This is a genomic window from Paeniglutamicibacter psychrophenolicus (genome assembly GCF_030812255.1).
GTDB lineage: Bacteria > Actinomycetota > Actinomycetes > Actinomycetales > Micrococcaceae > Paeniglutamicibacter > Paeniglutamicibacter psychrophenolicus_A.
Map to the genome: position 1 here is coordinate 59141 of NZ_JAUSSH010000017.1, position 26430 is coordinate 85570.

At 68.8% G+C, this 26430-nt stretch carries 26 protein-coding genes and 3 tRNA genes; 18 read left to right on the top strand and 11 right to left on the bottom strand.

Annotation, left to right across the window (positions count from 1 at the left end):
• Positions 1-116: 116 nt before the first annotated feature.
• Complete coding sequence (gene trxA / locus J2T21_RS18035) at positions 117-488, top strand: thioredoxin (RefSeq protein ID WP_071213229.1); 372 nt, start codon at positions 117-119, stop codon at positions 486-488.
• 13 nt (positions 489-501) lie between these two features.
• Here the strand turns inward: trxA and J2T21_RS18040 are convergent, their stop codons facing one another.
• Positions 502-1494, bottom strand: a complete 993-nt coding sequence (locus J2T21_RS18040; RefSeq protein ID WP_307583328.1) for a DNA-3-methyladenine glycosylase family protein — start codon at positions 1492-1494, stop codon at positions 502-504.
• A 95-nt stretch (positions 1495-1589) separates the two neighbouring features.
• Here J2T21_RS18040 and J2T21_RS18045 point away from each other — a divergent pair, with 95 nt between their 5' ends.
• Complete coding sequence (locus J2T21_RS18045) at positions 1590-2966, top strand: cystathionine beta-synthase (protein WP_307583330.1); 1377 nt, start codon at positions 1590-1592, stop codon at positions 2964-2966.
• Positions 2967-2984: 18 nt separating this feature from the next.
• Positions 2985-4142 carry a cystathionine gamma-synthase gene (locus J2T21_RS18050; RefSeq protein WP_307583332.1) on the top strand — a complete coding sequence of 386 codons (1158 nt, stop codon included), beginning with the start codon at positions 2985-2987 and terminating at the stop codon, positions 4140-4142.
• Positions 4143-4237: 95 nt separating this feature from the next.
• Here J2T21_RS18050 and J2T21_RS18055 read toward each other — a convergent pair whose 3' ends face one another.
• Both J2T21_RS18055 and J2T21_RS18060 read right to left on the bottom strand, forming a co-directional pair.
• Positions 4238-5425 (bottom strand): amidohydrolase, encoded by a 1188-nt coding sequence (locus J2T21_RS18055; protein WP_307583334.1) that lies wholly within the window; start codon positions 5423-5425, stop codon positions 4238-4240.
• Between the two features lie 64 nt (positions 5426-5489).
• Complete coding sequence (locus J2T21_RS18060; RefSeq protein WP_307583335.1) at positions 5490-5927, bottom strand: hypothetical protein; 438 nt, start codon at positions 5925-5927, stop codon at positions 5490-5492.
• Between the two features lie 130 nt (positions 5928-6057).
• Here J2T21_RS18060 and J2T21_RS18065 point away from each other — a divergent pair, with 130 nt between their 5' ends.
• From J2T21_RS18065 to J2T21_RS18095, 7 genes are all read left to right on the top strand, one after another.
• Positions 6058-6330, top strand: coding sequence for a metal-sensitive transcriptional regulator (locus tag J2T21_RS18065; protein ID WP_071212887.1), 273 nt, complete (start codon positions 6058-6060; stop codon positions 6328-6330).
• A 10-nt stretch (positions 6331-6340) separates the two neighbouring features.
• Positions 6341-7027 (top strand): MOSC domain-containing protein, encoded by a 687-nt coding sequence (locus tag J2T21_RS18070; RefSeq protein ID WP_307583337.1) that lies wholly within the window; start codon positions 6341-6343, stop codon positions 7025-7027.
• 339 nt (positions 7028-7366) lie between these two features.
• Positions 7367-9388 (top strand): DEAD/DEAH box helicase, encoded by a 2022-nt coding sequence (locus J2T21_RS18075; protein WP_307583339.1) that lies wholly within the window; start codon positions 7367-7369, stop codon positions 9386-9388.
• Positions 9389-10218: 830 nt separating this feature from the next.
• Positions 10219-10290 (top strand) — tRNA-Thr (locus J2T21_RS18080).
• A 71-nt stretch (positions 10291-10361) separates the two neighbouring features.
• Positions 10362-10435 (top strand) — tRNA-Met (locus J2T21_RS18085).
• A gap of 482 nt (positions 10436-10917) precedes the next feature.
• On the top strand, positions 10918-11613 hold the full coding sequence (locus J2T21_RS18090) for a VTT domain-containing protein (protein WP_307583382.1): 696 nt from the start codon (positions 10918-10920) through the stop codon (positions 11611-11613).
• Positions 11614-11792: 179 nt separating this feature from the next.
• Positions 11793-11864, top strand: a tRNA-Thr gene (locus J2T21_RS18095).
• A gap of 67 nt (positions 11865-11931) precedes the next feature.
• Here J2T21_RS18095 and J2T21_RS18100 read toward each other — a convergent pair.
• The gene (locus tag J2T21_RS18100) at positions 11932-12540 is read right to left on the bottom strand and encodes a DedA family protein (protein WP_307583383.1); all 609 of its coding nucleotides are present in this window, start codon (positions 12538-12540) and stop codon (positions 11932-11934) included.
• 283 nt (positions 12541-12823) lie between these two features.
• On the opposite strand from J2T21_RS18100, the gene J2T21_RS18105 reads away from it, so the two are divergent.
• The 8 genes from J2T21_RS18105 (at position 12824) to J2T21_RS18140 (ending at position 20535) form a co-directional block, all read left to right on the top strand.
• The gene (locus tag J2T21_RS18105; RefSeq protein WP_307583341.1) at positions 12824-14818 is read left to right on the top strand and encodes a MinD/ParA family ATP-binding protein; all 1995 of its coding nucleotides are present in this window, start codon (positions 12824-12826) and stop codon (positions 14816-14818) included.
• 1 nt (position 14819) lies between these two features.
• The gene (locus J2T21_RS18110) at positions 14820-15755 is read left to right on the top strand and encodes a DUF2797 domain-containing protein (protein WP_307583344.1); all 936 of its coding nucleotides are present in this window, start codon (positions 14820-14822) and stop codon (positions 15753-15755) included.
• A 32-nt stretch (positions 15756-15787) separates the two neighbouring features.
• On the top strand, positions 15788-16081 hold the full coding sequence (locus J2T21_RS18115; protein ID WP_307583346.1) for a hypothetical protein: 294 nt from the start codon (positions 15788-15790) through the stop codon (positions 16079-16081).
• A gap of 69 nt (positions 16082-16150) precedes the next feature.
• Entirely contained in the window at positions 16151-16600 is a 450-nt protein-coding gene (locus J2T21_RS18120; protein WP_307583348.1) for an FAS1-like dehydratase domain-containing protein, read from the top strand.
• Positions 16600-17040: a MaoC family dehydratase gene (locus J2T21_RS18125; protein WP_307583349.1), complete on the top strand. Its 441-nt coding sequence runs from the start codon at positions 16600-16602 to the stop codon at positions 17038-17040. The genes J2T21_RS18120 and J2T21_RS18125 overlap by 1 nt, the downstream gene beginning before the upstream one ends.
• A gap of 77 nt (positions 17041-17117) precedes the next feature.
• Positions 17118-18290, top strand: a complete 1173-nt coding sequence (locus J2T21_RS18130) for an MFS transporter (protein ID WP_373458069.1) — start codon at positions 17118-17120, stop codon at positions 18288-18290.
• A gap of 13 nt (positions 18291-18303) precedes the next feature.
• Positions 18304-19380, top strand: a complete 1077-nt coding sequence (locus J2T21_RS18135; protein WP_307583351.1) for a UDP-N-acetylmuramate dehydrogenase — start codon at positions 18304-18306, stop codon at positions 19378-19380.
• Between the two features lie 18 nt (positions 19381-19398).
• Complete coding sequence (locus J2T21_RS18140) at positions 19399-20535, top strand: winged helix DNA-binding domain-containing protein (RefSeq protein ID WP_307583353.1); 1137 nt, start codon at positions 19399-19401, stop codon at positions 20533-20535.
• Positions 20536-20736: 201 nt separating this feature from the next.
• On the opposite strand, the gene asd is transcribed toward J2T21_RS18140, so the two are convergent.
• From asd to J2T21_RS18175, 7 genes are all read right to left on the bottom strand, one after another.
• Positions 20737-21855 carry an aspartate-semialdehyde dehydrogenase gene (asd, locus tag J2T21_RS18145; RefSeq protein WP_307583354.1) on the bottom strand — a complete coding sequence of 373 codons (1119 nt, stop codon included), beginning with the start codon at positions 21853-21855 and terminating at the stop codon, positions 20737-20739.
• Between the two features lie 158 nt (positions 21856-22013).
• Complete coding sequence (locus J2T21_RS18150; protein WP_373458070.1) at positions 22014-22262, bottom strand: NF038396 family protein; 249 nt, start codon at positions 22260-22262, stop codon at positions 22014-22016.
• The gene (locus J2T21_RS18155) at positions 22244-22753 is read right to left on the bottom strand and encodes a dihydrofolate reductase (RefSeq protein ID WP_444939672.1); all 510 of its coding nucleotides are present in this window, start codon (positions 22751-22753) and stop codon (positions 22244-22246) included. Before J2T21_RS18155 ends, J2T21_RS18150 begins: the two co-directional genes overlap by 19 nt.
• Before the next feature lie 59 nt (positions 22754-22812).
• Entirely contained in the window at positions 22813-23616 is an 804-nt protein-coding gene (locus J2T21_RS18160; RefSeq protein WP_307583356.1) for a thymidylate synthase, read from the bottom strand.
• A gap of 141 nt (positions 23617-23757) precedes the next feature.
• Positions 23758-24144: a GntR family transcriptional regulator gene (locus J2T21_RS18165; protein ID WP_307583357.1), complete on the bottom strand. Its 387-nt coding sequence runs from the start codon at positions 24142-24144 to the stop codon at positions 23758-23760.
• On the bottom strand, positions 24141-25949 hold the full coding sequence (locus J2T21_RS18170) for a hypothetical protein (RefSeq protein ID WP_307583358.1): 1809 nt from the start codon (positions 25947-25949) through the stop codon (positions 24141-24143). The genes J2T21_RS18165 and J2T21_RS18170 overlap by 4 nt, the downstream gene beginning before the upstream one ends.
• Positions 25950-26059: 110 nt before the next feature.
• Positions 26060-26395: a GNAT family N-acetyltransferase gene (locus J2T21_RS18175; RefSeq protein WP_307583359.1), complete on the bottom strand. Its 336-nt coding sequence runs from the start codon at positions 26393-26395 to the stop codon at positions 26060-26062.
• Positions 26396-26430: the final 35 nt, after the last annotated feature.

Consider the following 26430-nt stretch of genomic DNA (forward strand, 5'->3'; position numbering starts at 1 on the left):
CGAATCTGTGGATAAGTTTTGATGGGCGGCACCCTGACGCCGTGGGAAGGGACCATGCACGCCGAAAATCGGATGCCGACTGCGGCGCCAACGGCATCACGCGGTACCGTTGGTACATGGCTACTATCAATATCACCGAGTCTGAGTTCACGACGACGCTGGAAGAAAATGACATTGTCTTCGTAGACTTCTGGGCAGCGTGGTGCGGACCTTGCCGCCAATTTGCCCCGGTTTACGACGCAATCTCCGAGAAATACACCGACGTGAAGTTCGCCAAGGTGGACACCGAAGCCGAACAGGGCTTGGCGCGCGCCGCGAACATCACCTCCATCCCCACGCTGATGGCGTTCCGCGACAAGGTGCTGGTCTTCTCGCAGCCCGGCGCCATGAATGCCTCGCAGCTGGACGACCTCGTGGTCGCCGTCAAGGGCATCGACATGCAGCAGGTCCACGCACAGATCGCCCAGCAGGAAGCCGAAGCGAAGTAGCTTCCGCACCGGCCTAGCGGCGTCGATGGTCCATGGGCGCCAGCCGGGGACCGAAGGACTGCTTGCGCTGCCCGGAGAGGCCGATCAGTCGCACCACGCGCTGGCGGTGCCCGCTGAAGGGCGCCAGCAACTCCAGCATCCCGGCATCATCCACCCGACGCCCGGTGAGCACCTGGCCGACGAATGCCGCCAGATGGTAGTCGCCCACCGACACATGGTCGGGTGCGCCATGGGTGCGCTGCAGCACCTCGGCAATGCTCCACGGTCCCACCCCGGGAATCGATCCCAGCGCGGCGGCCAGGGTCCCTTCCCCCATCACGTTTTCCCGCACGGCCCCCAGCTCCAGCAGCGCCCAGCGTTCGAGGCTTGCGGCGGCCGCCGCAGCACGAACCGCGGTGGCCGCTCTCTTGGAATCCACGCGCGCCTGGTGCCATTGCCACGGCTGCAACGCACGGACCGCCGCCGGGGACGGCGGCAACCGCATGTCCGCCGGTGCAGGGCCCGGAGGGATCTCGCCAACCGCCCGGCACAGGTAGCGCCAGGCGAAGTGGGCCTCGATGATGGTGACCTTCTGCTCGAGGATGGCCGGCAGCAGGGCGTCGAACACGCGCCCGGTGGACGGGAACCGCAGCCCCGGGTTGAACTTCCTGCTTTGGGCCACCACCGGGTGCAGCAACGCCGAGGTTTCCGGGGCGTCGAAGGCGCGCCAGTCGTCGTAGGCGCCAAGCAGGTGCAGTCCGCGCTCCACCGCATGCTCCGCGCCCGGGCCCCAGGCCTTGAGGAAAACCTCGGTGCCGCGACCGGCAGGGTGCCCGGCCAGCAGCGTCACCGGTCCGCGCGGGGAGTGGAAGCACAACCAGGCCGCGGAGTCCGTGACCTTGGCGGTCGGGTCGCCGGCACCGCGTTGCAGGATGCCCAGGGACTGGCGCAGCGAATAGGTGCCGTGCGGCTTCCACGAGGCCTGCGCATCGCACCCCGGCAAGGCTGTTGCACTCGAATCGGGCATACCTCCATACTCCCACCGGGGCACGGCATTTCGGTGCATGAAGATTCACTACGAACGGCGTCTTCAATGTGACGGCGCGCCGGTAGAGTGGCGCCATGAAGTATGCGCGCACAGTCCTGGACCTGATCGGCAACACGCCGCTGGTCAAGCTAAATTCGGTCACCGCAGGCATCGAGGCCACGGTCTTGGCCAAGCTGGAATACCTGAACCCCGGCGGGTCCATCAAGGACCGGATCGCCCTGAAGATGGTGGAGAACGCCGAGGCCGACGGGCAGCTGCTGCCCGGGGGCACGATCGTGGAACCCACCAGCGGCAACACCGGGGTGGGTCTGGCCATGGTCGGCCAGCTCAAGGGCTACAAGACCATCTTCGTGACCCCCGACAAGGTCGGCGAGGAAAAGCGGGACGTGCTGCGCGCCTACGGGGCCGAGGTCGTGGTGACCCCCACCGCGGTCGCCCCCGATTCCCCCGAGTCCTACTACGGCGTCTCGGACCGCCTGGTCCGCGAGATCCCCGGGGCCTACAAGCCCGACCAGTTCTCCAACCCCGCAGCCCCGGAAAGCCACTACGAAACCACCGGCCCGGAAATCTGGAACGATACCGACGGCACGCTGACCCACGTGGTCATCAGCGCCGGCACCGGCGGCACCATCACCGGCACCGGCCGCTACCTCAAGGACGTCTCCGCCGACCGCGCCTCCGGCCCGGTGAAGGTCATCGGCGTGGACCCGGACGGCTCGGTCTACTCCGGGGGCACCGGCCGGCCCTACTTCGTCGAGGGCGTCGGCGAGGACATGTGGCCGGGGAACTACGACCCGAAGGTCCCCGACGAGGTCATCGCCGTGAGTGACGCGGACGCGTTCGAGATGACCCGCCGCCTGGCCAAGGAGGAGGGCCTGCTGGTCGGCGGTTCCTCGGGCATGGCCGTGGTAGCCGCCCTGCAGGCGGCCAAGGACCTTCCTGCCGAGGCCGTCGTCGTGGTGATCATGCCCGACGGCGGGCGCGGCTACCTGGGCAAGATCTTCAACGACGCCTGGATGCGCTCCTACGGCTTTTTGCGCGACAACGCCACGGACACCGTCGGTGCGCTGCTGGCAGCCAAGCCCGCCGGCCTGCCGGCGCTGGTCCACACCCACCCCAACGAGTCGGTCCGCGACGCGATCGGCATCATGGGCGAATACGGGGTCTCGGCCCTGCCGGTGCTCTCCGCCGAACCCCCGGTGCGCCTGGGCGAGGTCCGCGGCTACATCGACGAACGCACGCTGACCGAGCGGCTCTTCCGCAACGAGATCTCGCTGACCGACCCGGTGGGCCCGCTGGTGACCACCGCGCTGCCGCTGATCGGCATCCACGAAACCATTGACCGGGCCAAGGAGCAACTCTCCACGCATGACGCCCTGCTGGTCACCGACGACGGGGCGGCGGCCGGGGTCCTCACCCGCCACGACCTGCTCACCTACCTCACCCACTAAGAAAGTTGGCTCCCAGACATGAGTGAAAACACCCAAGGATTCAACACCCGCGCCGTCCACGCCGGGCAGGCGTTCGAGCCCCGCACCGGGGCCGTGGTCCCGCCGCTGCACTTCTCCTCCACCTACGCCCAGGACGGCATCGGAAACCTGCGCGCCGGCTACGAATACGGCCGCGGCGGCAACCCCACCCGCGACGCCCTGCAGGAACAGCTCGCCGCCGTGGAGAACGGCACCCACGCCTACTCGTTCTCCTCGGGCCTAGCCGCCGAGGACTCGCTGATCCGCGCGCTGGCAGAACCCGGGGACCACATCGTGCTGGGCAACGACGCCTACGGCGGCACCTACCGGCTGATTTCCAAGGTCCTGGGCGGCTGGGGCATCGGCAACACCCCGGTGGACATGTCCGACCACGCCGCGCTGAAGGCCGCGATCGCGGCCAACAAGACCCGCCTGGTCTGGGTGGAAACCCCCTCGAACCCGATGATGCGCATCACCGACATCGCCGCCGTCGCGGCCATCGCCCACGAGGCCGGCGCGCTGCTGGTGGTCGACAACACCTTCGCCTCCCCGGCGCTGCAGCGGCCGCTGGACCTGGGTGCCGACGTGGTGGTGCACTCCACCACCAAATACATCGGCGGGCACTCCGACGTGGTCGGCGGCGCCATCGTGGTCAAGGACCCGGTGCTGGCCGAGGCCATCGGATTCATCCAGTTCGCCGTCGGCGCGGTCTCCGGCCCGATGGACGCGTTCTTGACCACGCGCGGGCTCAAGACCCTGGGCGTGCGCATGCGCACCCACTCGGAGAACGCGATGGCCGTGGCCAGCTGGCTGGCGCAGCGCCCCGAGGTCGAGGCCGTGCACTACCCGGGCCTGGAGTCCCACCCGGAGCACGAGCTGGCCAAGAAGCAGATGAGCGGTTTCGGCGGCATGGTCTCGGTGCAGTTCGCCGGCGGCGAGGACGCGGCACGCATCGTGGCCGAGGCCACCCGCGTGTTCACCCTGGCCGAGTCCCTGGGCGGCATCGAATCGCTGATGAACTACCCCTCGGAGATGACCCACGCCTCGGTCAAGGGCACCGAGCTGGCAGTGCCGGTGAACCTGCTGCGCCTCTCGGTGGGCATCGAGGACATCGCCGACCTGATCGCCGATCTCGAGCAGGCCTTCGCCAAGCTGTAGGCGCACGCGCAGCTGCAACCTTCGCGGGGTGCGTGCCGCCGGGAGATCCCGGCGGGCACGCACCCCGCGTTTGTGGGTTCCGGACCCGCCGGCGCCTATTCGGGCACGACCTTGCGGGAGGCCACGACCGGGGTGCGGGTGGCCGCATCGTATTCCATGACCTGGACCCCGCCGATCCACACGCGCATGGCCCGGGAGAAGACATCGAGCGGATCCCCGCTCCAGAGCACCAGGTCCGCGTCCTTGCCGGCTTCCAGCGAGCCGATGCGCGCCTCCAGCCCCAGCACCTTCGCCGGGTGGATGGTCACGGCGCGCAGCGCGGTGTCCCGGTCCAGGCCCTCCTTCACCGCCAGGGTGCACTGGTGGATGAGGAAGTTGATCGGGATCACCGGATGGTCTGTGATGATCGAGATCTCCACCCCGGCCTCGGCCAGCCGGCGCGGGTTGGCCAGCGAGCGGCCGCGCAGCTCCACCTTCGACTTGGTGGTGAACAGCGGGCCGATCAGCACCGGCACCCCGGCGGCGGCCACCACGTCGCCGATCACGTGCGCCTCGGTGCCGTGGTCCAGGACCAGCTCGTAGCCGAACTCCGCGGCCAGGCGCAGCGCGGTGGCCACGTCGTCGGTGCGGTGGGCGTGCTGGCGCCACGGGATCTCCCGGCGCAGCACCATCCCCAGGGCCTCGAGCCGCGCATCGCGCTTCTCCGGGTCGTTGGCGGCCAGGTAGTTCTGCGCCTCGATGAACCCCTGGCGGATCACCAATGCGGTGCCCAGCCGGGTGGAGGGGGTCTTGTCCTTGGCGCCGTAGATGCGCTTGGGATTCTCGCCCAGGGCCGACTTGATGCCGCTGGGGGCCCGCAGCACCATCTCATCCACGTAGCGCCCGTGCGTGTGGATCGCGGCGGTCTGCCCGCCGATCGGGTTGCCCGATCCGGGGTTCACGTTCACGGTGGTCACCCCGCCTGCCAGGGCGTCGTCGAAGCCCGGGTCGAAGGGGTCGATGGCATCGATGGCACGCACCGCGGCCATATTCGGGTCCGTCATCTCGTTCACGTCGGACCCGGATCCGTCCTCGCCCTCCGGGTGCATGCCCAGGTGCACGTGCGCGTCGATGAAGCCGGGCAGCAGCCACGCGCCGTCCGCGTCGAGGACCTGCGCGCCGGCCGGGACCTTGGCCTGCGGGCCCAACGCGGTGATGACCGAGCCGCTGACCACGACGGTCCCGGTGAATGGTTCCCCGATGATCGGGACGACGTGGGCATTGGTGATCGCAAAAGTGTTCATGGGTGCACTCTGCCATGGTTTGCCGCACTCCGACATGGGTCGATGTCCGGGCACCGGCGATTTCCTAGCGCTGGTTGCGGGCCTTCCCGGCGCTGCGTTCGGCCCGCCGCCTGGCGCGGGCGGCCTTGCTTTGCGGGGCGAAGTACCTGGTGGTTCCCGGGCTCCAGAGCAGCGCGACGCCCACCAGCAGCAGCGCGCCGAAGATGCCCAAGCGCACCCCGCGGGTCAGCAGCGGGATGCCCACGATGATCCCGCACCAGGTCAGGGACATCCGCCCGGCCAGTTTGCCCAGCCAGAGCTGGAAGGTGCAGTACCCGATGACCAGGCCCAGCCCGACCAGGGCGATGCCCGCACCCCAGAAACCCGGCGCCTCGTTGGCCGGGCGCGAGGCGGCGTTGAGGAAGAACCCGGCGGCGAATGCCAGCGCGGAGGCGCAGGCGGCGGCCCACCACCAGCGCGCGGTGCGCAGCGAGGCCGGCAGCGCGCCCTTCACGGTTTTCACGATGCTGCCTCGACGGTGTTTTGGTTCTTCTCCATGCACCGCAGGTTACCCGATGAATGCCCGTGCGCGGATTCGGCCCCCGGCCGCGGCGCGCACCGGGACCGTACCCCCGGGCGTATATTCTGTGGGCATGGAACTCGACCCCGTGGAACTGAAACCGGTGCTCAACCGACTCAAGCGCGCCCAGGGCCAGCTGGCCGCCGTGATCCGGATGATCGAGGAGGGGCGCGAATGCAGCGAGGTCATCACGCAGCTTTCGGCCGCCTCCAAGGCCATGGACCGGGCCGGCTTCAGCATCATCGCCAGCGGCCTGCAATCCTGCATGCTCGCCGAGGCCCGGGAGCCAGGGTCTGCGCAATTGGACCGGGACAAGCTGGAAAAGCTCTTCCTGTCCCTGGCATAGGATTTTTCCCATGAGCCCCAACCCCGCCACCGGCCACCCCGAATCCGCCGACATTGCCCGCGGGCACCTGGAAGCGGTGTGCATCGTGCACGCGCTGAAGCCCGACGCCGGCGCGGTGGGCATCACCGCCATCGACAAGCGGCCCGTTGCCGGACCGGTCAAGGTGCGCAAGATCGGGCTGTACGCCGACACCCAGGTGGATCGCGAACACCACGGCGGCTACGACCAGGCGATCTACGCCTACTCCACGGCCGAGGCCGAACGCTGGGGTGCGGAACTGGGGCGCGAAATCGTTGCCGGGCTCTTCGGGGAGAACCTGAGGATCTCCGGCATCGAAACCTCCGACGCCGTGGTGGGGGAGCGCTGGCGGATCGGAGCTTCCGTCGTCGTCGAGGTCACCTGCCCGCGGATCCCCTGCTCCACCTTTGCCCGTCACCTCGATGAGGACAACTGGGTGCCACGGTTCACCGAACGCGGGGATGTCGGCTGCTTCTTGAGGGTGATCCGCACCGGGAAGATCCGTGCGGGCGACGAGGTGGTGGTGCTGTCGCGTCGCGGGCACGGGGTGCGGATCCGCGATGTCTTCTTCGGCCCCACGCCCGCGCAGGCGCAGGCGCTGCTGGCCGAACAGGCGGCCACCGGCCACCGGCTTCCGGACAAGGTCCTGCGCACGCTGCCCGATGCCGCGGGGCAGTAGCCCGGAAGGTCCGGACCCGGCAAAAAGGCGGATTCAAGCCGCGAACGGGCACATCATAGTCCGGTTTGCCACCCCGTGTGCGCAACCTCACCGGCATTAAGTACCCCATGTTGCGCCAAGGGCGATAAGATTAGGTGTTCACTGTATCCGGCTTCCCTCGCATTCTGCCCAATTCTTGAGGCAGAAGCTGTCGTGTGTGAGCCCGCCATCTGATGCGGGCTGTTCCTTTCATAGGGGAGTCGCCGGACCAAAGTGATTGAGTCCGATTGTGCTGCGGAACCTCGTTGATACGGGGTCCATCCGCCCCTATGAATGAGGTAATTCCCTTTGTCTTCTGACATGCCCGAAAACCAGCCCACCGCCGAAACCAAGACCGAAGAAGATTCGATCCTCTTCACCGATCTGGGCCTCGACGGCCGCGTTCTCGCCGCCGTCTCCGACCTGGGCTACGAAAAGCCCTCCCCGATCCAGGCAGCCACCATCCCGCTGCTGCTCGAAGGCCGCGACGTCGTGGGCGTTGCCCAGACCGGCACCGGCAAGACCGCCGCGTTCGCCCTTCCCGCGCTGTCGAAGATGGCCGAACTGGCCGACCTGAACGGCACCGCCCGCAAGACCCAGGTCCTGGTCCTTGCCCCGACCCGCGAGCTCGCGCTCCAGGTCGCCGAGGCCTTCACCTCCTACGCCAAGCACATGGGAGACTTCACCGTCCTTCCCGTGTACGGCGGATCCGCCTACGGCCCGCAGCTTGCAGGCCTGCGCCGCGGCGCCCAGGTTGTCGTCGGCACCCCGGGCCGCGTCATCGACCACATCAACAAGGGTTCCCTGGACCTGTCGGACCTGCAGTACGTGGTCCTGGATGAGGCCGACGAAATGCTGCGCATGGGCTTCGCCGAAGAGGTCGACAAGATCCTCGAGGCCACCCCGGAAGAGAAGCAGGTGGTGCTGTTCTCGGCCACCATGCCGTCCTCGATCCGCCGCATCTCCAAGCAGTACCTGCGCAACCCGCAGGAAATCTCGGTCAAGTCGAACACCTCGACCGGCACCAACATCCGCCAGCGCTACGTGCAGGTCATGGGAGCCCACAAGCTCGATGCCATGACCCGCATCCTGGAGTCGGAGAAGTCCGAAGGCGTTATCGCCTTCGTGCGCACCAAGATGGCAACCGAGGACCTGGCCGACAAGCTCAAGTCCCGCGGCTTCACCGCCGCAGCCATCAACGGTGACATCCCGCAGCAGCAGCGCGAGCGCACCATCGAGAACCTGCGCGATGGCAAGATCGACATCCTGGTGGCCACCGACGTTGCGGCCCGCGGCCTCGACGTGGAGCGCGTCTCCCACGTGATCAACTTCGATATCCCGCACGACACCGAGTCCTACGTGCACCGCATCGGCCGCACCGGCCGTGCCGGCCGCTCGGGCGACGCGATCCTCTTCATGACCCCGCGCGAAAAGTACTTGCTGCGTGCCATCGAAAAGGCCACCCGCCAGACGGTGGAGCACATGCACCTGCCGAGCGTTGACGCCGTCAACGACAAGCGCCTGGCCAAGTTCGCCGACCAGATCGGCGAGACCATCTCCTCGCAGGACCTGACGGTCTTCCGCAACCTGGTGGAGAAGTACTCGGCCGAGCACGAGGACATCACCGAGGTCGAGATCGCCGCGGCGCTGGCCCACATGGCACAGGGCGGCCGCCCGCTGCTCATGCAGGAAATGCCGGCGGCCCCGGCCAAGCAGGCACGCCTGGCCAGTGGCGGACGCGACGGATTCAACTCCCGCGGCCCGTCCCGCTCCCTGACCGAAGGCAACGCCACCTACCGCATCGCGGTGGGCCGTCGCCAGCGCGTCATGCCCGGCTCCATCGTTGGCGCACTTGCCAACGAAGGCGGCCTGACCTCCGCCCAGATCGGCGGCATCGACATCCGTGCCGACCACACCCTGGTGGAACTGCCGGCCGACCTCTCCTCGGAGCAGCTCCGCTCGCTGTCCCGCACCCGCATCGGTGGCGAACTGATCCACCTCGAGCTGGACAACGGCCGCAGCCCGAAGTCCGACCGCGAAGGCGGCTACCAGGGTGGCGGCGGACGCGGCGGCTTCAGCGGAGGCCGTGGCGGTGGCGGCGGCTACCAGGGTGGCGCACGCAGCGGTGGCGGCGGTGGCTACCGCGGTGGCAACGACCGTCGCACCGAAGGCGGCTCCTCCGAGGGCGGCCGCGGCTACGACCGCAACGCCGGTGGCGAGCGCAGCGGTGGATACCGCGGCAACGCCGGTGCCGGTGCAGGCGCAGGTGCAGGTGAGCGCAGCTTCGGCGGCTCCTCGCGCAAGCCCCGCACTACCGGCGGCCCGCGCCGTCGCGACTACTAAGCACTAAACAGCCAAGACCCCCGGTGAGGGGTGTCCTTCCCGAAAGGGAGGGGCACTCCCGCCGGGGGTCTTGCTTTTCCCGGGCCCCGGCCCTGAAGTGTGCCTCGCCCGTTCCCGGCCGTGCGCCGAGGACCCCGCAGGCTTGGAACCCCCGATGCGGGCATGCCCTGGGTGAGCACCTGCAACCCCGGGTTTCACGCGAACAGCGAAGGCGCCTTCACGGAAGCGCCGGATTTCCCCGGGGAAGAGATCGTGCCGACCCCGCGGGACGCCGGGACGTGCAGTGCGCGGCAGCCAGGAAGCCCCCGACGATGACCACGGCCCCGTGGACCGTTCCCGGCCCACGGCCACCCGGAGGGGGCGGCAGCGGCCCCTGCCGGCCATTCCGGGAGGCCCCTGCGGGGAACCCCGGTGCCGCCAGAAGGTGAGCCCGCCCGGACGGTTCCCGGCGTATCCGAAGGCCTTGGCGGGCCCATTCATTCAGCGGCCCAAACATCCGGATCCCGGGCCTGCCCGTTTCCGCCAACGGCAACCGTCCCGACGCGGGGAGAATGCCGAAGGGGAGCCAGGCATGTTTCCGGACTGCCGGATGAGTGGACCTCCCGGCAACGGTGCTCCCAGGCGACACCTTGGGCCACCGTTGCTGACATCACTGGAACCGGAGCATTCCGCGCCATCGCCCGGCACCGATCATTCGGTGAATTGCGTCACTGCCATTTAGGGTGAATGACACCCTGACGTGCCGTTTTCGACAGATTTTGTGCGGTCGATCACAAAGTGCCACTCCGATTTCACAGCGCCGAAAATTGCTGGTAGAGTTCTTACTCGTTGCCCCCCTAGCTCAGTGGTAGAGCGCGTTCTTGGTAAGAACGAGGTCACCGGATCGATTCCGGTGGGGGGCTCTGAATGGAATGGCCCGCGCCTGAGTCAGCCCGCAAGGGAACCTGACGCGGACGCGGGTCTTACCATTCGTGGCGGCTTAGCTCAGCTGGTTAGAGCGCACGACTCATAATCGTGAGGTCCCGGGATCGAGTCCCGGAGCCGCTACACAAGAATGGCCCCGGAAACCCCACGGTTTCCGGGGTTTTTTTGTGCCCAAAGACAGGCCGAGTGTAGCTGCCGTTGGGATCAGCGGGCCGCTCACCATTTCCATGCGTTCGAACCGTTGAATTTCGGCGCACCGTTCGGCTGGGTTGGCGATGCGGGCAGTTGCTTGGCTGCGGTCTGCCAGGCGGGGGCTGCCGTCCGCCCGAGATCAAGGAATCCGGACGGAGAAAATACCGCAGCGGTTGCGCCCGCGGGGGCTGGCAGCACAGGAGCTGCAATCACCGTGGCCGCTGCCCATCAGGCAAGGTCCCTTTTTGGGCGGCGCGGTTGATCCAGAGGTGGCGGAAGGGCGCAGTGCCGGCGCCCGTTGTCGGGCACCACGGGACGTTTCCGCGTGCAGGCCGTGAATTCGCTGGGAAACCAGCGCACGCCGGGGTCAATCCGGGCTGGGGGGAACTCGGTGCCGTAGGGTTTTAGCGGTGATTCCCTTTCTTGATGCGCACGCAACACTGGCAGCGATTGCGGTGCGGCCGGTGTCGGCGAGCTTTCTGCCGGACTGGCTAAACCCCGACGTATTCCTGCGGAATCCCGCCTTGGGCCCGTGGGTGATCCTGCTGATCTGCGGCATCGTGTTTGCGGAGACCGGACTGCTGGTTGGTTTTTTCCTGCCGGGTGATTCCATGCTTTTCACCGCGGGGCTTCTGGTCGCCACCGGCGCCCTGGATGTCAGCCTGCCGTTGTTTGCGCTGCTTATCTTCATTGCGGCCTTCGCCGGTGACCAAACGGGATACCTTATCGGCCGCAAGGCCGGCCCTGCAATCTTCAACAAGCCCGATTCAAGGCTCTTCCGCAAGGAATACGTCGTCAAGGCGAACATCTTCTTCGAACGCTTCGGCGGGCGGGCCGTGGTGCTTGCCCGATTCGTTCCGATCGTCAGGACGTTCGTCCCGGTCATCGCAGGCGTGGCACACATGCGGTACCGCGTTTTCGCGCTCTACAACCTCTTGGGAGCCCTGCTGTGGGGCGTCGGGGTGACACTGCTGGGTTTCTGGTTGGGCCAATACGAGTGGGTCGGCGAAAACATTGATGTCATCTTCATCGTGATCGTGCTCATCTCGCTCGTCCCCGTCGCACTTGAGCTGCTGAAGGCCGGGAGGCGCAAGGCACCCGAAAGCTGACCCGCGTCCCGGGGGCGGGGGACGGCGCGGCCCCCCGCCGATGCGGGGCCGCATGGAGGAACTGCGCCTTTCGGGGCAGCGGAAGCGTGCGCCCAAGGACGCCAAAATGTGGTGTTGGTCATGTCCGAGGTTTTCGATGTGCATTTTGTGTCGTTCATTGGGTAGAGTATTTTCTCGTTGCCCCCCTAGCTCAGTGGTAGAGCGCGTTCTTGGTAAGAACGAGGTCACCGGATCGATTCCGGTGGGGGGCTCGATAAAAAACCGCGGTTGGTCCCAGACAGGGCTCCAACCGCGGTTTTTGTTTTGCTCCGGCGCAGTCTATTTGCGCAAAGACGTGTTCCCGCTGAGCTTGGAAACGATCCGGTCGATGAGGATGCCAAGTCCGATGGCCACCGCGACTGCGACCGCCATGCCCAGAAGATGGTGTTCCTCGAACCACCGGCCGGCCAGGACGCCGATGAGAACGGAATAGGTCGCCCAGCCGAGGCTGGAGAAGCACGTCAGGATGACGAAGGTCCGGCGCGGGAAGCCCGTGGCTCCCGCCACCAGGTTCACTGCGACACGACCAATGGGAACGAACCGGGCAACCAGGATCAGGGATACGGGGCGAAGCCGCAGTTCGTAACCGGCCCAGGCAAAGGCGTGCTGGAGCCGCTTGCGGCGCATCCACGCAAACCTGTCGGTTCCGATGCTGCGCCCGATCAGGTACGCCACGTTGTCGCCGACGAAGGCGCCCAGGCCGGCGACCAGCCCCAGCAGCCAGGGATTCGGATTTCCGTGGGTTGGCACCAGGGAAGCCAACGCAACGACCAGCGATTCGCTGGGCACCGGCGGGAAGAAGCCGTCAATCGCGCAAAACAGGAAAATCATCAAGTACGACAGGGGGTTTCCGGCAGCAGCGAAGATGAAGGCGCTTAGCGAGTCCAAAGCCGTGGTGAAAAAGTCCAAGAGAGATCCTGTTCGTTCAATGTCCCGGGCTCCCCATTAGGTCAACGCGAGCTGTCATCTCCAAGGCTAACCACGACACATACCATTTCCTACTTTGGCGGCGTCCGTGATCAAGCCGACTCAATCCGGCGGTTCACGTGGGTTGCCCGATAAGATGGACGAAGTGCGAAAGCCGCAATCATGCGTGCCCGACCTGGAAGGTTGGACTCGTTGGGGTGATTCGCTCTCGACGACCATGAATCTCCAGGAGAGGACGAAGCACATGCCGAAAGCGGACTTCAACCAAGAGTTCCCGACCCGTGCTTCCCTGCGGCGCGCCCGCCAAGCCGAAGTTGCAGCGCAGGAACAGGCCAAGGACGAAGCGAAGAAGGCCGCGGAAAAGCCCCGGGTGCTGGACGAATTCGATGCCGTTCCCGAATCCGGCCTCGACGGATCCCCGGCTGCAACTGCCAAGCCCGGACCTGCCAGCCCGGTCAACACCGCGGGCGCCGCAAAAGCCAAGACCGCACCGACGGCCGCATCGAGCGCACCGGCCCCCGCGAAGCCGCAACCGAAGCCAGCTCCGGCAAAGCAGGCTCCCGCAGCCGCCGCTCCCGCCCAGGAAACGGGCGGCAACGACGCCAAGAGCGTGAACAAGCCCGCTGCCGCCGCATCGGCGCCGACAAGTGCCAAGCCCGCCGCCAAACCGGCAGCCCCGGCTCCAGCAGCCGCAAAAGCACCGCAGGCCAAGGCCGTGCCGACCAAGGCCGAGGCGCAGCCCGCAGCCGCTGCACCGGCCAAGCCCGCGGCCCCCGCCGCAGGCGCCGCCAAGCCACCCGTGCCCGCAACTGCTGCTTCCCCGAAACCTGCTGCTGCCGCTGCACCGGCCAAGCCCGCGGCCCCGGCTGCGAAGCCCGAAGCTGCCAAGCCGGCGGCCGCCCCCGCGGCAAAGCCGGCTCCCGTGGCAGCAAAGCCTGCACAGGCCGCAGCCACAGCGAAACCGGCTCCCGAGACGGCAAAGCCCGCACCTGCCGCGGCAAAGCCGGCTCCCGCGGCCGCCAAGCCGGCAGCCACGCCGGGCGCGAAGCCCGCGACAACTCCTGCCAAGCCGACGGCCACGACTGGCAACAAGCCTGCAGCTGCACCGGCCAAGCCCGCGACGCCGACGGAAACCGCCAAGCCCGCCGTGCCCAAGCCGGTTGCCCCGAAACCGGCCGAACCCAAGGCCGCCGCCAACCCCGCGGTGCCCGCCGCGACCTCGGCCGAGGCAGCGGACGCCTCCGCACCGGCCGAGGACCTCACGACGCCCGAAGGCCGCCGCCAGGCCTTCCGCGAGATGAACCCGGCGGCCGGGACCCGCGACACGTTCCTGCGTCCCGAGGACGAGACCACGTTCCGTGCCGAACGCGGTTTCCGCGGCTTCCTCACGCGCCTGGGCTTCAACATGGAACCCTCGGCCGAGGAAGTCGAGGAACGCAAATGGCGCCGCATCGTCGGCACCCGGCTCACCGAATCCAAGACCATCTCCGTGGTCAACGGCAAGGGCGGGGCCAACAAGACCCCCACCGCCGTGCTGCTGTCGGCGGTCTTCGGCCGCAACACCGGCGACCCGGTCCTGGTCTGGGACAACAACGGAACCCGCGGAACGCTGGGCTGGCGCACGGTCCAGGGGCCGCACGCCGCCCACTCCATGGACCTGCTGTCCGCCGCACCGCGGCTCAAGGACGTGAAGGTCGGGGACCCGGTCATCCACAACTACACGCATTACCAGCCCGAAGACTGCTACAGCGTCCTGCGCACCGACCCGACGCTGCTGGCCAGCGAGCAATTCGTCAACGCCGCGGACTTCGACGCGCTGCACTCGATAGCTTCGCGATTCTTCGCGCTGACCATCATGGACTCCGGCAACGACGAGTCGGCCGAACGCTGGATGCGCATGATCGACCACACCGACCAGCTGGTCATTGCCAGCACCACGGTGGAGGAGCATGCCGAGGCCGGCGCCCTGCTGCTCGAGGCCCTGGCCAAGCGCGGGGGGCACTACCAGGAGCTGGCCCAGAACGCCGTCGTCATCGTTTCCCAGCACCAGCCCCACGGCAACAGCGAACAGCTTGACCGCATCGCCCACGGCTTCGGCCGCCTGGCCCGCTCCGTGGTCACCGTTCCCTACGACGCGGCACTGGTCAAGGGACAGATCCGCTTCGAGGGACTGCGTCCGGCAACGCGCCGGGCCTGGCTGCACGCCACCGCCGCGGTCGCCGGGGCAATGCACGACTGAGGTGGAAACCCCCGCCCTGCTCTGCCGCGGGATCCGCTGGCCCTCGGAACCCGGAACCCCGTCGCTGGTGCTCGATGACGGGAACCGTCACGCCGGCGACGTGGTGCTGGAACCGGGAACCCGGCTTGGCTTCAGGGTGCTGCCCGGCCGCTGGTGCCTGGGCCACCAACTGATCGCCGACCGGGCCCACCGCACCCTGGTGCCCTGCCCGACCGGCTCGCTGATTGCCGGCGGCACCCAGTGCGCCCCCTGCGAGGCCGCCGACCAATCCCGGCCGATGCATGAATTCCATCGCACGGGCCGCGCCTCTCCGGGCCTGCGCGACTACCTGGACCAGCCGCACTGGCTCTACGTGGCGACGTTCGCCCAGGGAACCACCAAGGTCGGCACGGCCGCGAACCCCAGCAAATGGCGGCGTCTGGCCGAACAGGGCGCGATCAGCGCCCGCTATGTCGCCTGGTGCCCCGACGGGGTCTCGGTGCGCAACCTTGAGGACCTTGTGGCCCGCGAGCTCGGATTCACCCAACAGGTCCGGGCCAACTCCAAGGCCCGCGGCCTGTTGGAAAACCACGTGACCACCGCGGATCTCGATGCGCTCAACTCATCCAGGGCCGAGGCCGCGCGCACCCTGCTCGCGCGGCTGGACCCCGGGACCCTGGCCGGTTCGCGTGCCGTCGAGGAGACCTGGAACCGGCCGCCCCAGGGACAGGTCCTGCTGGCCGGGTTCGACGCCCACCGGCTGCAGCCCTACCCGGGTTTCCTGGCCGAGGGATCCCACGGCTTTTGCGTGGCCGGGGTCTCCGGGCAGGTGCTTGGCGTGGAACTCGACGGGCAGCCGGAGCTGTTTGTGGCCAATGCGGCACTGTTGAAGGGGCGCAAGCTGGCGCCGGGCGAACATGTGACACAGTCGCCACCGGTCCAGGGCGCACTGTTCTAAGCCGATTTGCGGCGCTGAATTAGGATTGGAGCATGACCAATACCCCCTGGGAAGCTTCTTCCGGACTGTACAAGAAACTGGCCATCGGGTCGATGGTGGTTTCCGGCACGGGCATCGTCCTGGCCCTGATCGGTGCCAACACGCACAACCGGCCGCTGATGTACACCGCCATGGGCATCATCGGCATCGGATTGGTGACGCACATGATCGGGATGGGGATCCGCGCCCGCGACGCCCGGGCCTGGCGCGTCTCCCAGGGACTGGTCCGGCCCCGGCCGCCCAAGCGCGCCAAGCGCAACAACACCACCCCCGGGGACACCCCCTAGCAGGACCCCGGGCCCCGCAACGTCCACCCCCAGCACCAGCACTCGTCCCACACAGGAGCGGCACAACCGATGAGCATCAATCCCGACTTGGCAGGCCGGATCTACCCGGCCCAGGAGCCCTACGCGGTTGGCCGCGAAAAGATCCGCGAATTCGCCGCCGCCGTGAAGGCCACCCACCGGGCCCACTACGACCTGGACGCCGCGGCGGCCCTGGGCCACGGCGACCTGCTGGCCCCGCCGACCTTCGCGATCATCGTCGCCCAGCGCGCCGACGCGCTGCTGGTCAACGATCCCGACAGCGGCATCGACTTCTCCCGCGTGGTTCACGCCGACCAGCGCTTCACCCACCACCGCCCCATCGTGGCCGGGGACCAGCTGGTCGCCGAACTGCACGTGGACACCGTACGGGCCATGGGCGGCGGGGCCATGATCAGCACCCGCGCCGAGATCGCCACCGTCGCCGGGGAAAAGGTCGCCACCACCGTTTCCTCGATCCTGGTACGCGGAGAGGACCAGTAATGATCGACTTCAACACCCTTGAAAAGGGCCAGCAGATCGGCTCCACCACCGTCTTGGTGAACCGCGCGGACCTGGTGCGCTACGCCGGGGCCTCGGGGGACTTCAACCCCATCCACTGGAACGAGCGCTTCGCCACCGAGGTCGGGCTGCCCGGGGTCATCGCCCACGGCATGTTCACCATGGGGGCCGCGGTGCAGCTGGTCACCGACTGGGCCGGCAACCCCGGCGCCATCGTCGACTACCAGACGCGCTTCACCAAGCCCGTCCCCGTCGCGGACCCGGCCGGCACCAACCCGTCCGATTTCGAGGGCACCGCCATCGAGATCGCCGGCACCATCGGCGCGCTCGACGCCGAGGCCCGCACCGCCCGCGTGGACCTGGTGGTCAGCGTCGAGGGCACCAAGGTCCTGGTCAAGGCCCAGGCCGTGGTGCAGCTCTGAAACCAGCACCGGATTCCGCAGCGCCCGCCCCAGCCCGGCGCCGGGGCAACCCCGAGGTCATTCCCTGGCGCAACGGGGTGCTCGCGCTGTACCTGGCCTCCGGGCTGATGCTCTCCACGCTGGTCTCCCGGCTGCCCTCGGTGCGCGACGCGCTGGGGCTGAGCCACGGCGAGGTCGGCCTGCTGCTGCTGTGCATGACGGCCGGGTCCTTCGCCTCGGTCTCGGTCTCCGGATTCGTGGTCATGCGCCTGGGCTCCAGGCGGACCCTGGTGCTCGCCGCCTCGCTGACCGCCGTGGCACTTGCCGTGGTCGGCGTCGCGGCGGCGGGGCTGCACTCGCTGGTGCTCACGGGCACGGCGCTGGGACTGCTGGGTGCCGGCAACGCCGCCTGGAACGTGTCCTCCAACGTCCAGGGCGCGGCCATGGAACGGGCCCTGGGCGTGCCGATCATGCCGGTGCTGCACGGCTTCTTCTCCGTGGGCACCGTGCTGGGCGCCGCGGCCGGGGCCCTGGGCGCCGCGCTGCACCTGCCCATTTCCTGGCACTTCGCGGCGATGTCCGTGGCCGTGCTGGCCATCATCCACCTCGGCACCCGGACCTTTAGGCCCGACGCCTCCAACGCCGGGTCCGGGCATTCCAACAAGTCGCTGCTGGCCGACGCCTGGCGCGAACCGCGCACGCTGGTGCTCGGCGTGCTGGTGCTGGGCATGGCGCTGGCCGAGGGCGCGGCGGGGGACTGGGTCGCCCTGGCCCTGTCCGACGGCTACGGGGCCATCAACTCCGTGGGCGCCATCGGCTACGGGGTCTTCGTCACCGCGATGACCCTGGCCCGCCTCGGCGGCGGGTTCGTCCTGGCCCGGCTGGGCCGGGTGGTGGTCATCCGCTTCTCCGCGGCTTCCACCCTGGCCGGCCTGCTGCTCTTCGTCTTCGGCCCTTCCCTGCACACGGCCTTCGCTGCCCTGGTGTTCTGGGGCCTGGGGGTCGCGCTGAGCTTCCCGGTGGCGATGACCGCGGCGTCGGACGACCCGATGCGCGCCGCCGCCCGGGTCTCGGTGGTCTCCACCATCGGCTACGGCGCGTTCCTGGGCGGGCCCCCGCTGCTGGGCCTGCTGGCGGACCGTGTCGGGCTGCTGCATGCCCTGGGCTACGTGGGCATCCTCGTGGCCGTCTCCTTCTTCCTGGCCCCGGCCGCCGGCCCCCGCAAGGCCGCCGGCGCGGCCGCATCCGCAACCACCACCACCGAACCCTAAGGCGCAAACCACCGTGAACACCCAGCTGCTCGCACCCCTGACCACCACCGGCGTCGGCGGCCCCGCCGGCACCTTCGTCCGCGCGGACACGGAGGAACGGATCACCGCCGCGGTGGCCGGCGCCGACGCGGCCGGGGAAGAGTTGCTGATCGTTGCCGGCGGCTCGAACCTGGTCATCGACGACGCCGGGTACCCCGGCACGGTGCTGCAGATCGCCAACCGGGGAGTGGTGATCGGGCCGGAACTCTCCGACGGGCGCATCCGCGTGGACATCGCCGCCGGGCACCCGTGGGACGACGCCGTCGCCCAGACCCTGGCCGCGGGCCTGTCCGGGCTCGAGGCCCTGTCCGGGATCCCCGGATCGGCCGGGGCCACCCCGGTGCAGAACGTCGGCGCCTACGGCTCCGAGGTCGCCCACACGCTGCTCGAGGCCAAGGTCTACGAACGCGCCACCGGCACCACCACCCACTTCGGGAATGCCGGGCTGGGGTTCGGCTACCGCGACTCGCTGCTCAAGCGCACCACCGCCAACGGCTCCCCGCAATACGTGGTGCTCTCGGTGGTCTTCGCGCTGGAGCGCCGGGCCGATTCCGCGCCGATCCGCTATGCGGAGCTGGCCCGCACCCTGGGCGTGGCGGCGGGCGAACGCGCCGACGCCGCGGCGGTGCGCGCCACGGTGCTGCGCCTGCGTGCCTCCAAGGGCATGGTGCTGGACGCCGCGGACCGCGACACCTACTCCACCGGATCCTTCTTCACCAACCCGATCGTGCCGGCCGCGGTGCTCGATTCGCTGCCCGAAGGGGCCCCGCATTTCCCGGTGGACACCCCGGGCATGGTCAAGCTCTCGGCGGCCTGGCTGATCGACCGGGCCGGGTTCGCCAAGGGCTTCGGCCTGCAGGGCACCGCCGGGGAAGCGCTGGCCGGCGGGCGGGCGGCGCTGTCCACCAAGCACACCCTGGCCATCACCAACCGCGGACACGCCTCCAGCGCCGACGTGCTGGCCATCGCCCGCGCGGTGCGCGCCGGGGTCCGCGAACGCTTCGGCATCGAGCTGCACAACGAACCGCTCTTGATCGGCTGCGCCCTGTAGGGAATCGTGGGGTGCACCATGGCACCGCACCCGATCAAGCTCAGCAGCCCGCAGCGCACCGCCGTCGCGCGCATGCGCCTGGCCGCCCAGGGCCTGCTGCCGCGCATTCCCGTGGCCACCATGGCGGCGGGGGCGTCCAGCCCGGCCGACGTCGTCTCGGCGATGGGCATGGTCCAGGCCCAGGACCTGCCCCAGGGATGCTGGGCCGTGGGGGTGCGGCTGCCCGGTTCCGGGCTCGGCGACATCCACGCGGCCCTGGCCGACGGGTCGGTGATCCGCTGCTGGGGCGCCCGCGGCACGCTGATGCTCATCGCCCCGGCGCTGCACGCCGCCTTGCTCTCGGTCACCGGGCCGCGGATGGACTCCTCGATGGCCGCGACCCGGGCGGCGGAAGGCATCACCGAGGCCGAAATCGCCCGCCTGGCCGATGTCGCGCGCGAGCGCTGCTCCGGAGCCGGGGCAACCCGCGCCCAGCTGCTGGCGGCCTTCGAACAGGCAGGTTCCAGCATCGCGGGACAGCGCGGCTACCACCTGATCGTGGCGGTGAGCCTGCGCGGGGTGATCGTGCAGGGCCCGATGGAGCCCGGCAGCAACACCCGCCAGTTGTTCATGGCCACGAACCAGTGGATCGGGCGCAGCGAGCCCGCCCCGGACCCCGAGGAGGCGCTGCGGCTGCTGGCCGGGACCTACATCCGCTCCCACGGGCCGACGACCGCCGCGGATTGCGCCTGGTGGCTGGGCATGCCGCTGGTTCCGGTGCGCGGGGCGCTTGCCGCGCAGCAGCGGCAGCTGCCCGGGCGCTCGCTGGGCGGGGAAGTGTTCCATTTTGCCGAGGAGCATTCAAACCGCTGGGCAAGCCTGCACGGGGCACGCAGGATACTCGCGCTGCCGGGCTTCGACGAATTCCTGCTGGGCTACAAGGACCGCTCGGCGGCGCTGGCCCCCGAACACGCCCAGGCCGTGACCCCGGGAAAGAACGGGATCTTCCTGCGGACCCTGGTCTCCTCCGGGCACGTGGTGGGGACCTGGGCCGTGGAGGGCAGCGGGCGAACCCTGCGTGCGCGAAGTACCGTCTTCGAACCGGCGCACTCGTCCCGCACCGAGGCAGCGATCCGGCATGCCCTGCAGGCCTACCTGGAATTCATGGCTTCCTAAACGGGCCTCCCCAACGTGCCACCAAGAGGTCCACGGCAGCACGGGTTCAGGAAGCCGCACCCGGCTCCCGCCCCGCCCGCCGCCCCCCGGCTCCCGCCCACGGGGTTCCGGACAGTCACCTTCCGGGCACGCAAGAGGCCGGCCGCCGCACGCTGCCCCGGCCAGGGGACAACGGACGGCGACCGGCCTGCAAGCTTGTGCCTAGAGGCGGCCCTGCGCGATGGCCAGCATGCGGCGCAGCGGCTCGGCGGCGCCCCAGAGCAGCTGGTCGCCCACGGTGAAGGCGGAGATGTAGTTCGGGCCCATCTCCAGCTTCCGGATGCGGCCCACCGGGATGTCCAGGGTGCCGGAGGCGGCGACCGGGGTCAGCGCGTCGACGGTGGCTTCCTTGGTGTTGGGCACGACCTTGGCCCACTCGTTGTCCGCGGCCAGCAGCTTCTCGATCTCGGCGACCGACAGGTCCTCGGTGAGCTTGAGGGTCAGTGCCTGGGAGTGCGAGCGCATGGCGCCGATGCGGACGCACAATCCGTCCACGACGACCTTGTTGGCCTCGGTGTTGCCCAGGATCTTGTTGGTCTCGACCCCGGCCTTCCACTCCTCCTTGGACTGCCCGTTGCCCAAATCGGCGTCGATCCACGGGATCAGCGAGCCGGCCAGCGGCACGCCGAACTGGGTGGCGTCCAGGCCGCCGCGCTGCGCGGCCAGGACCTTGCGGTCGATCTCCAGGATCGCGGAGGCCGGGTCGTCGAGCTCGGAGGCGACGTGGCTGTTGATGTCGCCGAACTGGGTCAGCAGCTCGCGCATGTGCCGCGCGCCGCCGCCGGAGGCCGCCTGGTAGGTCATCGAGGTGCCCCACTCGACCAGCCCGTTGGTGAACAGCCCGCCCAGGCCCATGAGCATGCAGGAGACGGTGCAGTTGCCGCCCACGAAGTCCCTGGTGCCGTCGCCCAGCGACTTGTCGATGACGTTGCGGTTGACCGGGTCAAGCACGATCACCGAGTCGTCGTTCATGCGCAGCGTGGAGGCCGCGTCGATCCACAGCCCGTCCCAGCCGCGCGCCCGCAGGTCCCCGTGCACGGCGGAGGTGTAGTCCCCGCCCTGGGCGGTGACGATGATCGGCAGCTTGGCCAGGGTGTCCAAGTCGTAGGCGTCCTGCAGGGCGGGTGCGCCCTCGGCGAAGGCCGGGGCCGCGCCGCCGGCGTTGGAGGTGGAAAAGAACACGGGGTCGAGGTTCGCGAAGTCGCCCTCGTCCTGCATGCGTTGCATCAGGACGGAGCCGACCATGCCGCGGTAACCGACAAAGCCAACGGAAGAAGTCATGGTTCAAGCTTAAGGGTTGAAGGCCCCGCGCGCGGATTCGGTTACGTGCCAAGGCCGAACGGCGCCTGGCCCGAAAACGCCGAACGCCCCGGCCCGGAGCAATGTCCGTGCAGGGGCGCCTGGTGGTGTTCGGCCGGCGGGTCGGTCGAATGGCCGGACTATTTGCCTTCGTCTTCCAGCAGCGCCTTGCGCATGCCCACCAGCTTGAGCGAGCCGAACGCGAAGACCTGGGTGAAGACCAGCAGCAGCACCAGGCCCATGATCTTGGAGCCGGTGAGAACCATGAACAGGCCCAGCCCGGCGAAGATCAGCGCGAAGAGTGGGAAGAGCATGTAGCCGAGCACGAAGAGGCCCTCGGGGCTGGTCTTCAGCGCCTTGATGGCGTCCTTCATGACTTCTGCTCCCACGCCTCGACACGGTACTGCGTGCCGTTGGCCGCGGTGAGCCATCCGGTATCCGGTTCCGAGAGCGACTTGCTCCAGCCGTTATCCAGTGCAGGGGCCTTCGTGTCGCCCTTCGGGGAGGCGTTGATCACGGTCTTGACGGCCAGGTGGGCCCGGCCGGCGAACATCGAGTAGATCTCGCCGCCGCCGATGACCCAGATTTCCGCGGCGCCCTCGGCCGCGCGGGCGGCCTTCAGGGCCCCCTCGGCGGTGGCAACGGGCACGGCTCCGGCGCTGCGCAGCGCGGCGTGGCGTGTTCCGTCGCGGGTGATCACGATGTTGGTGCGTCCGGGCAGCGGGCGGAACTTTTCCGGGAACGACTCCCAGGTCTTCCGTCCCATGATCACCGGGTGGCCGCTGGTGGTGGCCTTGAAATGGGCCAGGTCCTCGGGCAGCGACCACGGCATGGTGCCGTTCGCGCCGATGACGCCGTCCGCGGCCTCGGCCCAGATCATGCCGATGCGTTCGGGGGCGGTGGTTTCGGCGCGGTGTCCGGCGCCTTGGTTTTGGTTGCTCATACGGCGATGGGGGCCTTAATCGTCGGGTGGTGTTGGTAGTCCTCGATCACGAAGTCCTCGAGCGTGTAGTCGAAGATCGAATCGGGGATGCGCGTGATGCGCAGTCGCGGGTACGGGTATGGTTCCCGCGTGAGTTGCTCGGTGACCTGCGCGAGGTGGTTGTCGTAGATGTGGGTGTCCCCGCCGGTCCAGACGAACTCGCCGCGCGCCAGGCCGAGCTGGTCGGCCATCATGCAGGTCAGCAGCGCGTAGGAGGCGATGTTGAAGGGGACGCCGAGGAACATGTCGGCGCTGCGCTGGTAGAGCTGGCAGGAAAGCTTGCCGTCGGCCACGTAGAACTGGAAGAACGCGTGGCAGGGCGGCAACGCCATGTTCTCGATCTCGGCGACGTTCCAGGCCGAGACGATGTGCCGGCGCGAATCCGGGTTTTCGCGCAGCGAGTCCACGACCTGCGATATCTGGTCGATGTGCCGTCCGTCCGCGGTGGGCCAGGAGCGCCACTGCACCCCGTAGACCGGACCGAGCTCGCCGTTCGCGTCGGCCCACTCGTCCCAGATCTTCACGCCGTTCTCGCGCAGGTAGGCGGTGTTCGAGTCCCCGCGCAGGAACCACAACAGCTCCACGGCCACGGACTTGAAGTGCACCCGCTTGGTGGTGATCAGCGGGAAGGATTCGGAGAGGTCAAAGCGCATTTGTCGACCAAAAACACTCGAGGTTCCGGTGCCTGTCCGATCTCCCTTGGCGGTGCCATGGGCCAGGACGTCACGCAGCAGGTCTTCGTAAGGAGTTGGAATCGTCACCGCATCAGTCTAGCCGCGGGCGCGCGGGTCAGGCGGAAACGACTGGCCCCGGACACCGGAAATGCGCTCATGATCACCACGAAGGGACATGCCGCACGCAGGGCCGCGGAGGGCCCCGCACCCTTGCGTTGCCGCCCGGAATCAGGCCCGGTCGGTGGCCCGCAACCGCCCCTGGAGCAGCGCGAGCAAGGTGGCGTCCTCGATGCCGGCGGCGCGCGAGGCGGCGATGAGTTCGGCGATCCGCAGCCGGATGTCCGCCTCGGCTTCCAGCTTGCTGCCCGACGGGGTGTGGGTCACCACGGTGCCGAGCCGGCGCCGGGACTCGATCAGCCCCAGCGCCTCGAGCTCCCTGTAGGCGCGGGCCACGGTTCCGGTGGCCACGCCGAGGTCCGAGGCCAGGGCCCGGACGGTGGGCAGGCGCGAGCCGTCGGCCAGCTGCCCCACGGCGATCAGCGAGGCGATCTGCGTGCGGATCTGCTCGAACGGGGGAGTGGCGTCGCGCAAATCGACGGTGACCAGGGCGCTCAATGGATGCTCGGGCTAAGGTCCGGGGTGTCGAAGCGCGCAGTGCGGTAGGCGGTGGATGCAGGCAGCAGGCACAGCACCGCCCCGAGCACCAGGCAGATGACCTGGAAGCCGGAGGGAGCCGGGTCCTGGAATGAACCCGCAACATGGCCGAAGTCGGTCGCGACCCAGTAGCCGGGGGTGCCCAGGATGCCAGCGATGATGAACGACGCCCCGCCGAAGGTGCGGGCCCCCCGCTGGGCAACCAGCACGCGCAGTTGGTGGTCTTCGGCGCCGCTGGCCCCGCGGAGCACCGGCCGGCGTGCGGACATGCGGTACAGGCCCCACGCGAGCGCCGCGGCCAGCAGCAGGATGCCCAGCATCCACCAGGCCGCGGCGGCAAGCGCCGGCGGGCCGGTGAGCAGGAACGTGGCGATGCTCGCCACGCCCGTGGTCGCGGCCAGGCACAGCACCACCACAAACCAGGTGGGCAGCAGGTTGGTGCGCGGCCGACCAAGGGCAACACCGCCGCCCAGCCGGCGGGACACGACCCAGGCCGCCAGGGCCTGGAGAAGGAAGTACCCGGCGACGGCCAGCAGCATGGCCAGGGCGTTCGAAGCAAGTTCACCCAGGCGCGTGGCACCGGATTTCGCGGTCCACGCCGGGACCGACCCGAGCACCGCCACGGCAACGATCGAGGCGCCCTGGGCCAGCAGCAGGAAATCCCGGCCCTTGGAAAACGATGCGGACGGCGCTCCTGGCCGGCGGCGGGTGGACGAGGCCGAGGCGTCCAGCTTCGGGGGCCCGCAGGCCACGATGAGCACCAGCACCAGCAGCATCCAGAGCGCGGCGATGCCGTTCATCGCGTTGGCCTGGTCCTGGGCCGTCGAATCGAAGGGGGAACCGGCGTCGCCGAGGGGCATGGCCCAGTCGGCACGGGCCCGCATGCCCTCGGTGACGTAGCCCAGGGCGGCCATGCCGAAGCCGGTGACGGCGAAGATCGTGGTGCGCAGCAGCCGGTTGATCCAGATGGCCCGCAGCACCGCGTTGTCCCCGGCATCCAGGGAATCCAGCGGCGGACGGCGCACGACCGCGGTGGCCGCGCCCAAGGATCCGAGCAGCACCAGCCCGAGCCCGCCGAGCAGGTACGGGCCCACCATGTCTCCGGGCCGGGTTCCGGTGATGGGCCAGATGGCCGGCTCGTTGGCTGCGGCGTCGGCCTCGGCTTCGGTGGTGTAGCCCTCGGGGTCCTCGAGGTCCAGCAGGTTGCCGTCCGTATCGATGGGGTTGCCGTACGCGTCGGTGTCCCCGGCGTAGATCGGCAGTTCGATGCCGGTGGAGGCGTCGTTGCCCACCCGGTCGGGGACCCCGGAATCGTTCCAGGCCACGATGATGAGCACGGTGCTGATGATGGTGCACAGTAGCAGGAATCCGGCCAGGAACCTCGGGACGAGCGTCTTGAGCCGGCGCACCTCCAACGAGGCGGCGCGCACGGGCTTGAGGTGCCGCGGCCAGGTGAACTGGCCCAGCACGTAGACGATGCCCAGCCAGAGCCCCGGGGCGGCGGCATGCATGATGAGCGTCGGGACGCTGGTGCTCGCGGGTCCGGTCTCGCGGAGCAGGTTTTCGCCCGGGTTGGCCCACAGGTTGGACAGCCCGGAAGTGCCCGAGGCCAGGAACGCGATCAGCGCGGTCCAGAAGGCGTGGCGCGAGATTGCGGCGGCGGCGTTGGACGCGCTGGGCTCGGCGACCAGGAAGCGCAGCAGCACATAGATCAGTGCCGCCGAGATGGCCAGGCCGGAGCCGATGGCGGTGAGCGCGCCCATCATGGGGAACCCCTTTGGTTGGAAACTTGTCTCAATGTATCAACTCATTGAGACAAAGTCCGTCCGTTCGGGGGATGTCGGTTCGGCGCGGCCGAATCGTTACGCGAGGGGGCTCAGGCCAGCAGGTCGTTGTACTCCGGGTAGCGGCGCAGGTAGTCCTGCACATAGGAGCACTCCGGGATGATCTTCAGCTTGCGGGTGCGCATGTCCTCGAGGACCAGGGTGACCAGTGCACGGGCGTAGCCGCGGCGGCCGTATTCCTCGTTGATGATGGTGTGCTGCAGCGTCGCGACATCTCCTTCGACGCTGTAGCCCAGGAATCCCACGTAGGTCGCGCCGTGCCACAGGCTGTAGCGGCCGCGGTCCTCGTCGTGGTCCAGCCGCAACCCCTGGTGCGCGATCTTTTCCCCGGCGTTGCCGTGGACTGGTGGGGAATCGTGTCGGGCCATGATGCACTCCTTGAACCGTTGAGCCGTGAAAAACG